We start from the raw sequence: 11,720 nt of genomic DNA on the forward strand, positions 1-11,720 counted from the left end.
GTCCTTCACTTCGGGTTGGCCGCGGCGTGCGGTCAGGTAAGGCTTGCCTTACCGAGGATCGATGCTAGCCGATTCTCGACCCGCCGCGTCAATTCCGCACCGTTTTGGTCACCTAATTCATCGGCGGGCGGCGGCGTGGTGGCCTAGCCTGGCCGCGTGCTCCGGATCGCCTCCTTCAACGTGAACGGGATCCGCGCCGCCCAGCGGCGCGGCATCGACGCCTGGCTGGACGACGCCCGGCCCGACATCGTGGCGGTCCAGGAGATGCGCTCCCCGGCCGCCGCCGTCCCCGAGAAGGTGTTCGGCGACCATCACCTGTGCTACCACGAGGGCAACCTGGCCGGCCGCAACGGGGTCGCGCTGGCGAGCAGGGTGCCGCCGTCCGCCGTCCGCCACGGCTTCGGCCACCGCGCCTCGGACGCCGAGGGCCGCTACATCGAGGCCGACTACGAGGTCGACGGCTTCGGGGTGACGGTCGGGTCGGTCTACGTGCCCAAGGGGGCCACCTGGGCCGGGCCGGACGCCGACCCGGCGAAGTACCGGCGCAAGATGCGCTTCCTGGCCTCGTTCCGCGCCTACCTGACCCGGGCGCGGCGCGACGCGGCGCGTGCGGGCCGGGAGTTCCTCGTGATGGGCGACTTCAACATCGCCCACACCACCGCGGACCTGAAGGCCTGGAGGACCAACCAGCGCTCGGAGGGGTTCCTGCCCGAGGAGCGGGCGTGGTTCACCTCGATCCTGGGGCCACGCACGCTCGTCGACGTCGTCCGCGGCCTGCACCCCGACGCCGAGGGCCCCTACTCGTGGTGGAGCTGGCGGGGCCAGTCGTTCACCAACGACGCCGGCTGGCGCATCGACTACCACCTGGCCAGCCCCGGGCTGGCGGCGCGCGCGGTCGCGGGCGGGACGCACCGGGCCCCCACCTACGAGGCACGGATCAGCGACCACGCCCCCGTCGTGGTCGACTACGAGGTGTGACTCTCAGCGGAAGCAGGCCTCCACCTCGGCGCGGGTGACGTCCTCGATGCGGGCGTGCGACCAGCGCGGCCGCTTGTCCTTGTCGACGAGCTGCGCCCGGACGCCCTCGGCGAAGTCGGGGCTGCCGATCATGTGCTCGGCGAGCCGGCGGTCCTGGTCGAGGACGTCGGCGACGCCCGTCATCCCCGGCACGCGCCGCAGCGCCTCCAGCGTGACCGCGACGCTGAGCGGGCTGCGGAGCCGCAGATCGGCCCCGGCGGCCCGGGCGCGCGGGTCGGGGTGGTTCTCCAGCGCGGCGATCACCTGCGCCGCGTCCTCGAACGCGTAGCAGGCGTCGATCCACTCCCGGTCAGCCTCCAGGGTGCCGGGGGCGGCGTCGCCCTCGACCTCGTCGGCCAGCCCCAGCGCGACGCCGTCGCGCGCTCCCACCGTCGCCCCGGTGAGCGCCACGTGCGTGCCGGTCTGCCCGGGGGCGTGGGCCAGGAACCAGGCGATGCCGACGTCGGGGGTGAACCCGATGATCGTCTCGGGCATCGCGAACGCGGTGTCGGGGTAGGCGATCCGCCGCGAGCCGTGCGCCGAGACGCCCAGCCCGCCGCCCATCGTGATGCCGCGCTGGTGCGCCACGTACGGCTTGGGGTAGTCGGCGATCATCAGGTCCAGCCCGTACTCCAGGTCGAAGAACTCCCCGTAGTCGCGGCCCTGGAGCACGGCGTCGCGCAGCGCCCGGACGTCGGCGCCGGCGCACAGCCCGCGCTCCCCCGCCCCCGACAGCTCCACGCTCGTGACGGCGTCGTCGTCCGCCCACGCCGCCAGCGTGTCGCGCATGCCGTGCATCATCGCCACGGTGAGCGCGTTGATGGCGCGCGGCCGGTTCAGCGTCAGGTACCCGACGCCGTCGCGCACCTCGGTCAACAGTTCCGCTTCGGACATGGCGCTCCTCCTCGAGCCTCGGGGTCAGACGATGGCGTTCGCCCGTGCGCGGCGGCGCAGGACGAGCCAGATGGCGGCGGCGGCCACCGCCGCCAGGGCGAGCGCGATGCTCGCGTTGCGCCAGGCAAGGTTGCCGGCGCCGTAGACCAGCAGGACGGACGTGACCGCCGCGGCGGTCCGCAGGACGCGATCGCTCACGCGCGCGAGCGGCAGGAACAGTGCCCCCCACAGCAGGTACCAGGTGTGCAGCGCCGGGCCGAACACGGCGAAGGCCAGGTACGCCCACGCCAGGAAGGTGATCGGCTCGGTGCGGGCGTACTTGATGCCCAGCCAGCCCATGAGCCCGATCGCGATCGCGAGGCTCACCGACTGCAGCAGCGGCGGCGCGGCCGCGCCGACCGCCTCCATGCCCAGCAGCGTGAAGCCCTGCTCGGCGAGCCAGCCCAGGATGCTGAACGGGGCGAGCGTCACGATCATGCCGGGCACGCCCACCGCGTTGAGCCAGCCGAACCCCAGCCCGGTGGCGAGCGAGATCGCGGCGAAGATGATCAGGACGCCGACCAAGGTCACCAGCGCCCGCGGCAGGAACCGCACGAGGTCGCGCCACCGCCACGACTCCCAGTTCGATCCGATGACGGCGACCGGGACCGCCGCGAGCAGCGCGGGCTGCTTCACCGCCATGCCCACGCCGACGGCGACGACGGCGGGCCAGTACCAGCCCCGGTAGGCCAGCCAGACGGCGAGCGCGACCAGGCCGAGCATCAGGGCGTCGTTGTGCGCGCCGCCGATCAGGTCGATCACCAGCAGCGGGTTGATGGTGGAGAACCAGGCGGTCTGCCGCGGGTCGAGCCCCAGCTGGCGCGCGATCCGGGGCAGGAAGTGCACCAGCAGCGCGACGCCGACCAGCGCCGGGATCCGCTGCGCCACCGCGGAGTAGTAGGGGTTGAAGCCGGCCAGCATGTCGAGCCAGTGCGCCATCGTGAGCGCCAGCGGTCCGTACGGCGCCGGGGTGTAGCGCCACAGCCACGCGACCTGGTCGGCGAAGGTGCCCGGCAGGACGCTGGGCGAGACCTCGTAGGGGTTGAGGTTGTTCTGGATCAGCCAGCCCTGCGCGGCGTAGGAGTAGGCGTCGTGGCTGAAGATCGGCGGGGCGATCAGCAGCGGCAGGGCCCACCAGCACAGGATCGCCCAGGGCTTGACGTCGGCGTACACCGCCGGACGCAGCCGGTACCAGGCCAGGATCAGCAGCCCCACCGCGCCGATCACGAGCGCCGTCGCGGCGACCCGGGCGACCTCGTTGTCCAGGCCGAGCGCGCGCATCACCGGCCAGTACGGGCTGGCCTGGGGCAGGTAGGCCGGCGACAGCGATCCCAGCACCAGCAGGACCGTCCCCAGCAGCCCGAGGCGCACCGGACCCAGGCGGATGGCGGCCAGGAGGTCCTGCCACCGACCGGCGAGCCCGCTGACCACGGCCGTCCTCCTGCCCTCGACGAATCGAACGCCAGCCTAGCCAACCGCGCTGTGGCAATCTGGGGCGGTGCGCTACTACGACTGGTTCGGGGACGGTGTTCTGACCGTCGGGGTGATCCCGCTGGCGTGCTGCGTCCTCGAGGTCGAGGCGGCCGTCGCCGGGCGCGCCGCGCTGCCGGAGCCGCCGCCCGGCTCGGCGGTGGTGCTGCTCGTGGCCGGGACGGTCACCGACGCCGTCGCCCCGGCGGTCGCCGCCGCGGTGGCCGCGCATCCCGGCGCGCGCGTGGTCGCGTTCGGGGCGTGCGCGAGCGCGGGCGGCCCGTACTGGGACTCCCCCGTGGTGACCAAGGGCGTGGACCAGCTCGTCGCCGTCGACCGCTACGTCCCCGGCTGCCCGCCGACTCCCGAGGCGCTGGAGCTGCTGCTGACCAGGGGGTACGCCGATGCCTGACGCCGTGCGGCGCGTCCCGCCGCAGGAGTGGCGCGCGGCGGTCGCCGCCGCCCTGGCGTCCGGGAACACCTGGTTCGACTGGCTGGGCGCCACCGACGAGATCGGCCGCGAGGACGCCTTCCGCGTCCTCATCCGGCTCGCGCCGACCCCGGACGCCGACGGCGTCCGGCTCGAGACGCTCACCGCCGGGCGCGAGGACCCCCACCTGCCGAGCCTGCGCGACCTCATCGCCGGCGCCGCCTGGCACGAGCGCGAGGTCCGCGACTTCTTCGGCATCACGTTCGACGGCGGCGACAACCGGCCGCTGTTGTTGCGCCCGGACGCCGTGGGGCACCCGCTGCGCCGCGACGCCGTGCTCGCGGCCCGGGTCGCGCGGCCCTGGCCGGGCGGCAAGGAGCCCGGCGAGGCCGCCTCGGCCGCCCGGCGCCGGATGGTGCCGCCCGGCGTCCCCGACCCCGACGTGTGGGGCGAGCGGGAGGGTGAACCGGCCGCGCCCGAGGAGGTCGCGGCGTCGCTGCAGGGCGGCCGGGTCCGGAGGCGGCGATGACGCACCGTTCCATCGCCCTGATCGCGGACCGCTGCACCTCCTGCATGATCTGCGCGCGGGAGTGCCCCACGTGGTGCATCTCCCTGGCCAGCCACTCCGAGCCCCTGCCCGACTCCCCGCCGGGGCCGCGGCAGCGCACCCGGCTGGTCCTGGACGCCTTCGCGATCGACTGGTCGCTGTGCCTGTACTGCGGCATCTGCATCGAGGAGTGCCCCTTCGACGCCCTCGAGTGGCGCGACGCTCCGCCGCCGGCGTCCACCTCGGTGGCGGCGATGGCGCCCGACCTGATGCCCGACGCCGCGCAGCGGACCCCCGCGGGTTGACAGGCGAGACGTCCCGGGCGTCCCCGGCCGCGTGGTTGAGGAAGCTACTACTGTTGGGAGTCGAGTCATCATCAGAAAGAGGCCCTCAGCCGTGACCGATGTCCAATCCCTCGACCGCGTCGTGATTCGCTTCGCCGGTGACTCCGGCGACGGGATGCAGCTCACGGGCGATCGATTCACCTCCGACACCGCGAGTCTGGGCAACGACTTCGCCACCCTGCCCAACTTCCCCGCCGAGATCCGGGCCCCCAGGGCACCGTGGCGGGCGTGTCGAGCTTCCAGCTGCACTTCGCCGACACCGACATCAAGACGCCGGGCGACCGCCCCGACGTCCTGGTGGCGATGAACCCGGCGGCGCTCAAGGCGAACCTCGCCGACCTCAAGCGCGGCGGCGTCGTCATCGCCGACTCCCACGAGTTCACCAAGCGCAACCTCGCGAAGGTCGGCTACGAGGCCGACCCGCTCGTCGACGGCTCGCTGACCGACTACCAACTGCACGCGATCGACCTCACCGGGCTGACCGTCGGGTCGGTGGAGCGGTTCAAGCTGGGCCGCAAGGAGGCCTCGCGCGCGAAGAACATGTTCGCGCTCGGCCTGCTGACCTGGCTGTTCACCCGCCCCGTCGGCCACACGCTGGAGTTCCTCGACCACAAGTTCGGCGCACGTCCGGAGATCCGCGACTCCAACAAGGCCGCGTTCCTCGCCGGGCACGCGTTCGGGGAGACCACGGAGACGTTCGCCGTCCGCTACGAGATCGCGGCCGCCCCCGTGCCGCCGGGCACGTACCGGCAGATCACCGGCAACAAGGCGCTCGCGCTGGGCCTGATCGCCGGCTCGGTGGCCGCCGACCTGCCGCTGTTCCTGGGTGCCTACCCGATCACGCCGGCCTCGGACGTGCTGCACGAGCTCAGCAAGGCCAAGGAGCACGGCGTCACCACCTTCCAGGCCGAGGACGAGATCGCGGCCGTCGGCGCCGCCCTGGGCGCCTCCTACGCGGGGATGCTGGGCGTCACCTCGACGTCCGGCCCCGGCATGGCGCTCAAGAGCGAGACCATATCGCTGGCCGTGATGCTGGAGCAGCCGCTGGTGATCTGCGACATCCAGCGCGCCGGCCCCGCCACCGGCATGCCGACCAAGACCGAGCAGGCCGACCTGCTGCAGTCCATGTACGGCCGCCACGGCGAGGCTCCGCTCCCGGTGATCGCCGCCCAGTCCCCGGCGGACTGCTTCGACGCGGCCATCGAGGCCGTCCGGATCGCGCTGACCTACCGGACGCCGGTGATCCTGCTGTCGGACGGCTACCTCGCCAACGGCGCGGAGCCGTGGCTGATCCCCGATGTGGCGGCGCTGCCCCGCATCGATCCGGCGTTCGCGACCGAGCCCAACGGGCCCGACGGGGAGTTCCTGCCCTACCTGCGCGACGAGAAGGGCGCCCGCCCGCTCGCCGTGCCGGGGACGCCGGGGCTGGAGCACCGCATCGGCGGCATCGAGAAGGCCGACAAGACCGGCAACGTCAGCTACGCCCCCGACAACCACGCGTTCATGGTGGCGGCCCGACAGGCGAAGATCGACGGGATCGTCGCCGACCTGCCCGACCTGACGGTCGACGACCCCGACGGCGACGCCGAGGTGCTCGTGCTGGGCTGGGGCTCCACGTGGGGACCCATCGCGGCCGGCGCCCGCCGCGTCCGCGAGGCCGGCCGCAAGGTCGCCACCGCGCACCTGCGGCACCTCAACCCCATGCCCGCCAACACCGGCGACGTGCTGCGCGCGTACAAGCGCGTCATCGTGCCGGAGATGAACTCGGGCCAGCTCGCGCTGCTGCTGCGGGCCCGCTACCTCGTGGACGTGCAGTCCTACAGCCGCGTGCGGGGGTTGCCGATCAGCCCCGCCGAACTGGCTCCGCACCTGATCGACGTCATCGACACCCTGGAGGCATGATGAGCACCGGACTCGCCGGCGTTCCTCTCTCGCTCACGCCGCTCAACCGCAAGGAGTTCGTCTCCGACCAGGAGGTGCGCTGGTGCCCCGGCTGCGGCGACTACGCCGTGCTGGCCGCGTTCCAGTCGCTGATGCCGCAACTCGGCGTCCGGCGCGAGAACACGGTCATCGTGTCGGGCATCGGCTGCAGCTCGCGGTTCCCCTACTACCTGGACACCTACGGCCTGCACTCGATCCACGGCCGCGCCCCGGCGATCGCCACCGGCGTCGCGATGTCGCGTCCGGACCTGGCCGTGTGGGTGGTCACCGGCGACGGCGACGCGCTCAGCATCGGCGGCAACCACCTGATCCACGCGCTGCGCCGCAACGTGAACATCACGATCATGCTGTTCAACAACCGGATCTACGGCCTGACCAAGGGCCAGTTCTCGCCCACCTCGGAGACCGGCAAGGTCACCAAGTCGTCGCCGGCCGGCTCGGTCGACCACCCGTTCAACCCGCTGACGCTCGCGCTGGGCGCCGACGCCACGTTCGTCGCACGCGCCATCGACTCCGACCGCAAGAACCTGACCGACGTGCTCACCGCGGCGGTGAACCACCGCGGCGCGTCCATCGTGGAGATCTACCAGAACTGCCCGATCTTCAACGACGACGCCTTCGAGGGCCTCAAGTCCCCCGACTCCCCGGCGGTCATCCCGCTGGTGCACGGCGAGCCGATCACCTTCGCGGGCGGCGAACTGGGCGTGGTGCGCAAGCCCGACGGCTCGCTCGGGATCACCGCGGTCAGCGACGTGGACCCGGCCGACCTGCTCGTCCACGACGCGCACAACCCGGACGCCACGCAGGCCTTCCAGCTCTCGCAGCTCACCGACACCCAGGGGCTGTCGGTGTCCCCCATCGGGATCCTGCGCGACGTCGACCGCCCCGTGTTCGACGACGAGGCCCGCAAGCAGGTCCACATGCCCGCCGACCGGACGGCCGAGCTGGCCAAGCTGGTCGCCGGGCCCGACACCTGGACGGTGCTGTGACGTCACGGCGCCGCCGCTGACCGGCGGCTCCCCGCCGGGGGCTACGCGTCCCCGGCGTCCGGGGCCGCGGGAAGCCGGAGCGGCCGGGAGCCGGGGACCGGCTGCAGGAGCCCGTCCAAGGCGTCGGCGGCGCGGATCAGGCCCAGGTGGCTGAACGCCTGCGGGTAGTTCCCGGCCAGGCGTCCCCCGGTCACGTCGTACTCCTCGGCCAGCAGGCCGACATCGTTGGCGCACGCGACCAGGCGCGCCATCAGCGCCTCTGCGTCGGCGCGGCGTCCCGTCATCGCGTGCTGCTCGACCAGCCAGAACGAGCAGATCAGGAACGCGTACTCGTCGCCGGGCAGGCCGTCGACGTCGGTCTCGGTGCGGTAGCGGCGCAGCAGGCCGCCCGGCCCGCTCAGGTCGCGCTCGATCGCGGCGACCGTGCCGAGCATCGCCGGGTCGTCGTAGCCGACGAACCCGGTCTGCGGCAGCTGCAGCAGTGACGCGTCCACCTCGGTTCCGCCGTAGGCCTGGGTGAAAGTATTCAACTCCCGGTCGAAGCCGTGGGCCCAGATCTCGTCGTGCAGCCGGGCGCGGCACGCGCGCCACTCCTCGACGGGGCCGGGTAGCCCGTACCGCTCGACAGCCTTGATCCCCTGGTCGAACGCCGCCCACATCATGACCCGGCCGTGGGTGAAGTGTTGCGGCTCGCCGCGCATCTCCCAGATGCCGTTGTCGGGTCGCTCGATGTTCTCGATGCAGTACTCGATCAGGTTGCGCTGCATCCGCCACGAGTACTCGGCGTCGTAGCCGCGGGCCTCACGCAACTGCGCCAGGGCGAGCATCACCTCGCCCGCGACGTCGGCCTGGTACTGCTCGGCGGCCGCGTTCCCGATGCGGACCGGGAGCGAGTCGGCGTAGCCGGACAGCCCGGCGAGCTCGCGCTCGGGCAGGTGCTTCTCGCCGCCGAGCCCGTACATGATCTGGAGCTGGTTCGGCTCGCCGGCGATGGCGCGCAGCAGCCAGTCGCGCCACACCTCGGCGCCCTCGGGGTAGCCGTGGGCGATCATGGCCTCGATGGTGAAGGCCGCGTCCCGCAGCCACGTGTAGCGGTAGTCCCAGTTCCGCGAGCCGCCGAACTCCTCGGGCAGCGACGTGGTGGGGGCCGCCACGATGCCGCCGGTCCGCGAGTCCGTCAGCGCCCGCAGCACCAGCAGCGAGCGCATCACCTCCGCGGCGTGCTCGCGCCGCTCGCCCGGGTCGGGCGCCACCCGTTCGGCCCAGGCGTTCCAGAACGCGAGGGTCTCGGCGAGCAGCTCCTCCGGGTCGCCGGGCTGCGGCATGGGCACGAACGACCGCGCCCAGGTCATGACCCAGCACGCCGTCTCGCCGGCGGACAGCTCGTGCTGGCCCGTGAGCCGCCCCGTGGCCGCGCCCGCCTCGGCGTTCGCCTCCTCGCACTCCTGCCCGGCCCACAGCGTCGGCCCATGCACCTCGACGGCGTGGGGGCCGGCCACCGCGAGCAGCGCGTCGACCTCGCCGTGGCGCACGAGCCGCACCCACGGCGTCCGGCTGCCGTACTCGAACCGGAACTCGATGTCGTTCTCGACCTCGACGCGGCCCTCGAGGCACTCGACCCGGCGGATCAGGTCGGCGTGGTCGGTGCCGGGGGCATGAAGTCGGTGACGCGCGCGCGGCCGTGCGGGCCCTCCCAGATGGTTTCGAGCACGAAGGTGTCGCCGACGTAGCCGCGCGACGCGACGGTCGCGTCGCAGATCCCCAGCCGCCAGTAGCCGTTCTCGGGGCCGCCGAGCAGCGCGCAGAACACCGCCTCGGAGTCGAAGCGGGGCACGCAGAACCAGTCGATGCTCCCCTCGCGGCTGACCAGCGGGGCGGTGTGCAGGTCGGACAGCAGGGCGTAGTCCTCGATCGGCCGGCTCACTGCGTCGCGCGCTCCTCGATCAGCGCCTGGAGCGCGCCGACGTCGTTGGGCAGGTCGACGACGTGCCGGGGCAGGTCCTCCAGGCCGGCGAACCGCTCCGGACGCGGCACGTCCCGGCCCAGGGCCTCCACGATCGTCTCGGAGAACTTCACCGGCAGCGCCGTCTCCAGCACGATCACCGGCGCGGACGCCTGCCCCGCGGCCAGCAGCGTCCGGGCCACGTGGACGCCGTCGGCGGTGTGCGGGTCGATCACGACGCCGCTGCGCGCGTGCTCGGCCCGGATCGCCGCCACCCGGTCGGCGTGCGTCGAGGAGCCGGCCACGAAGCCGTAGCGGTCCCGGACCCCGGCGAACGCCTCCTCGCCGGCGAGGCCGAAAGCGCGCTCGGTGGCCAGCGTCGGGCCGAAGAGTTCGGCGACGCGGGCGCCGTCGCGCCCGAGCAGGTCGGCGACGAACCGCTCGACGTTGGATGCCTTGGAGATGTCCATCGACGGGCTGGAGGTGGCGTGCGTCTCGGCCGCCCCCGGACGCGGTAGGTGCCGGTGGCGAAGAACTCCGCCAGCACGTTGTTCTCGTTGGTGGCCAGGATCAGGTCGGCGATCGGGAGCCCCATGCTGCGCGCGACGTGGCCGGCGCAGATGTTGCCGAAGTTCCCGCTGGGCACCGCGAAGCTGACCCGCTGCCCCGGGCCGTCCGTGGCCTGCAGGGTGAGCGCCACGTAGTACACGATCTGCGCGACCACCCGGCCCCAGTTCATCGAGTTGACCGCGCCGATGCGGTGGGCTGCCTTGAACCCTGCGTCGGCGTTGACCGCCTTGACCAGATCCTGGCAGTCGTCGAAGACGCCCTCGACGGCGACGTTGACGATCGCCGGGTCGTCGATGCTGAACATCTGCGCCTGCTGGAACGGGGTCATGCGTCCGGCGGGGGTGAGCATGAACACCGTGACCCGGTCCTTGCCGAGCATCGCGTGCTCGGCGGCCGAGCCGGTGTCGCCGCTGGTCGCCCCGAGGATCGTCAGCGTCTGGTCGCGGCGCTCGAGCTCGTACTCGAAGAGCTCGCCCAGCAGCTGCATCGCCATGTCCTTGAACGCGGCGGTCGGCCCCTGGGACAGGTGGCCGAGCAGCAGGCCGTCGCCCAGGTCGGTCAGCCCGACGACGCCGTCGAGGTCGAAGCGGTCGGGGCCGTAGGCGCGCTCGCACAGCCGGCGCAGGTCGGCCGGGTCGATGTCGTCGACGAACAGCTCCAGGACGCGGGCGGCCAGCGCTGCGTACCCCTCCTCGGCCAGCACCGCGCGCCACGCCTCGAGCGTCTCGGCGTCGACGTGCGGGTAGGCCTGCGGCACGTAGAGCCCGCCGTCGGGCGCCAGGCCCTCCAGCAGGATGTCGCAGAAGGGCCGGGCGTCGGCGTCCGTGACGGCGCGGGTCGAGACGTATTTCACGGACGCCAGCCTAGCCAGCGCGCGGGATGGCCGTCCGCGGCGCTCACGCGGGGAGGCGTCCCAGGGCGGCGGCGTCGAGCATCCGGGAGGCGGCCTGCAGGTAGGCGACCTGGTCGAAGTCGGGGATCATGGTGCGCTGCGCGAGCAGCCCCATCATCTGCCCCATGGTGAGCACGGCCAGCAGGTTGGCCCGCAGCTCCGCGTCGGCGACCCCCTGCTCGCGCAGGTAGGTGACGAGCCCCGCGGTGGCGCGGCGGCGCACCCCCTCCATCTGCTCGCGCACGATGAGGCCAAGCTGGGGCTCGTCGGCCGCACCCGCCCACAGCTGCACGATCAGGGAGGAGTCGACCGTCCCGTCGACGACCGCGCCGGACAGCAGCCGCAGCAGCGTGCCCGGCGACAGCGCCTGGCCCTCCTGGGCGGCCAGCGTCGCCTCCAGCGGCTCCACCAGGGCCTTGCGGGCGACGGCGAGGACGATCTCGTTCTTGTTGGCGAAGTGGTGGTAGACGCTGCCGGCAGAGCTCTCGGAGGCGGCGATGATCTTCGCGATGGAGGCCGCGCGAACCCCATCGCGCCTGATCAGCGCGGTGGCGGCGTCGACGATGTGGTCGCGCTTGCTGGCCCGCATCCCTGCAACTCCCTTCCGTGGAGCACCGATGAACACTACGCTACGTAGTAACCAGA

12 protein-coding genes and 1 pseudogene are annotated in these 11,720 nt (G+C 72.8%); 6 read left to right on the forward strand and 7 right to left on the reverse strand.

Translation table 11 applies throughout. The features are described from left to right. The first annotated feature begins 156 nt into the window (after positions 1-156). Positions 157-978: an exodeoxyribonuclease III gene (locus tag G7070_RS03215; protein WP_166231925.1), complete on the forward strand. Its 822-nt coding sequence runs from the start codon at positions 157-159 to the stop codon at positions 976-978. Between the two features lie 3 nt (positions 979-981). Here the strand turns inward: G7070_RS03215 and G7070_RS03220 are convergent, their stop codons facing one another. Next, positions 982-1,911: an enoyl-CoA hydratase/isomerase family protein gene (locus G7070_RS03220; RefSeq protein ID WP_166231927.1), complete on the reverse strand. Its 930-nt coding sequence runs from the start codon at positions 1,909-1,911 to the stop codon at positions 982-984. Positions 1,912-1,935: 24 nt separating this feature from the next. Further along, on the reverse strand, positions 1,936-3,381 hold the full coding sequence (mptB, locus tag G7070_RS03225; protein WP_166231929.1) for a polyprenol phosphomannose-dependent alpha 1,6 mannosyltransferase MptB: 1,446 nt from the start codon (positions 3,379-3,381) through the stop codon (positions 1,936-1,938). 67 nt (positions 3,382-3,448) lie between these two features. On the opposite strand from mptB, the gene G7070_RS03230 reads away from it, so the two are divergent. The 5 genes and pseudogenes from G7070_RS03230 to G7070_RS03250 all read left to right on the forward strand — a co-directional run bounded on the left by G7070_RS03230 (position 3,449) and on the right by G7070_RS03250 (position 7,671). Then, positions 3,449-3,832, forward strand: a complete 384-nt coding sequence (locus G7070_RS03230) for an NADH-quinone oxidoreductase subunit B family protein (RefSeq protein ID WP_166231931.1) — start codon at positions 3,449-3,451, stop codon at positions 3,830-3,832. Further along, positions 3,825-4,379 carry an NADH-quinone oxidoreductase subunit C gene (locus G7070_RS03235; RefSeq protein WP_166231933.1) on the forward strand — a complete coding sequence of 185 codons (555 nt, stop codon included), beginning with the start codon at positions 3,825-3,827 and terminating at the stop codon, positions 4,377-4,379. The genes G7070_RS03230 and G7070_RS03235 overlap by 8 nt, the downstream gene beginning before the upstream one ends. Continuing rightward, positions 4,376-4,702 (forward strand): NADH-quinone oxidoreductase subunit I, encoded by a 327-nt coding sequence (locus G7070_RS03240; RefSeq protein ID WP_166231935.1) that lies wholly within the window; start codon positions 4,376-4,378, stop codon positions 4,700-4,702. The genes G7070_RS03235 and G7070_RS03240 overlap by 4 nt, the downstream gene beginning before the upstream one ends. A 91-nt stretch (positions 4,703-4,793) precedes the next feature. Further along, a pseudogene (locus G7070_RS03245) lies at positions 4,794-6,643 on the forward strand (2-oxoacid:acceptor oxidoreductase subunit alpha). Beyond that, complete coding sequence (locus tag G7070_RS03250) at positions 6,640-7,671, forward strand: 2-oxoacid:ferredoxin oxidoreductase subunit beta (RefSeq protein WP_166231937.1); 1,032 nt, start codon at positions 6,640-6,642, stop codon at positions 7,669-7,671. Before G7070_RS03245 ends, G7070_RS03250 begins: the two are co-directional and overlap by 4 nt. 41 nt (positions 7,672-7,712) lie before the next feature. On the opposite strand, the gene G7070_RS03255 is transcribed toward G7070_RS03250, so the two are convergent. The 5 genes from G7070_RS03255 to G7070_RS03265 form a co-directional block, all read right to left on the reverse strand. Then, positions 7,713-9,203 (reverse strand): glycoside hydrolase family 15 protein, encoded by a 1,491-nt coding sequence (locus tag G7070_RS03255; RefSeq protein WP_246227258.1) that lies wholly within the window; start codon positions 9,201-9,203, stop codon positions 7,713-7,715. 95 nt (positions 9,204-9,298) lie between these two features. Beyond that, positions 9,299-9,595 carry a trehalase-like domain-containing protein gene (locus tag G7070_RS18295; RefSeq protein ID WP_246227259.1) on the reverse strand — a complete coding sequence of 99 codons (297 nt, stop codon included), beginning with the start codon at positions 9,593-9,595 and terminating at the stop codon, positions 9,299-9,301. Then, positions 9,592-9,888 (reverse strand): hypothetical protein, encoded by a 297-nt coding sequence (locus tag G7070_RS18300; RefSeq protein WP_246227261.1) that lies wholly within the window; start codon positions 9,886-9,888, stop codon positions 9,592-9,594. The genes G7070_RS18295 and G7070_RS18300 overlap by 4 nt, the downstream gene beginning before the upstream one ends. Next, positions 9,846-11,036: a pyridoxal-phosphate dependent enzyme gene (locus tag G7070_RS03260; RefSeq protein ID WP_246227263.1), complete on the reverse strand. Its 1,191-nt coding sequence runs from the start codon at positions 11,034-11,036 to the stop codon at positions 9,846-9,848. The genes G7070_RS18300 and G7070_RS03260 overlap by 43 nt, the downstream gene beginning before the upstream one ends. A 43-nt stretch (positions 11,037-11,079) precedes the next feature. Continuing rightward, a complete protein-coding gene (locus tag G7070_RS03265; RefSeq protein WP_166231939.1) occupies positions 11,080-11,664 on the reverse strand; it encodes a TetR/AcrR family transcriptional regulator in 585 nt (194 codons plus the stop codon). Between the last annotated feature and the right edge of the window lie 56 nt (positions 11,665-11,720).

This window comes from Propioniciclava coleopterorum (assembly GCF_011393335.1).
GTDB classification, from domain to species: domain Bacteria; phylum Actinomycetota; class Actinomycetes; order Propionibacteriales; family Propionibacteriaceae; genus Propioniciclava; species Propioniciclava coleopterorum.

Coding starts and splice junctions, on each gene's coding strand:
- G7070_RS03235 (WP_166231933.1), top strand. CDS start 3,825: ATGCCTGACGCCGTGCGGCGCGTCCCGCCGCAGGAGTGGCGCGCGGCG.
- G7070_RS03240 (WP_166231935.1), top strand. CDS start 4,376: ATGACGCACCGTTCCATCGCCCTGATCGCGGACCGCTGCACCTCCTGC.
- G7070_RS03250 (WP_166231937.1), top strand. CDS start 6,640: ATGATGAGCACCGGACTCGCCGGCGTTCCTCTCTCGCTCACGCCGCTC.
- G7070_RS03220 (WP_166231927.1), bottom strand. CDS start 1,911: ATGTCCGAAGCGGAACTGTTGACCGAGGTGCGCGACGGCGTCGGGTAC.
- G7070_RS03265 (WP_166231939.1), bottom strand. CDS start 11,664: ATGCGGGCCAGCAAGCGCGACCACATCGTCGACGCCGCCACCGCGCTG.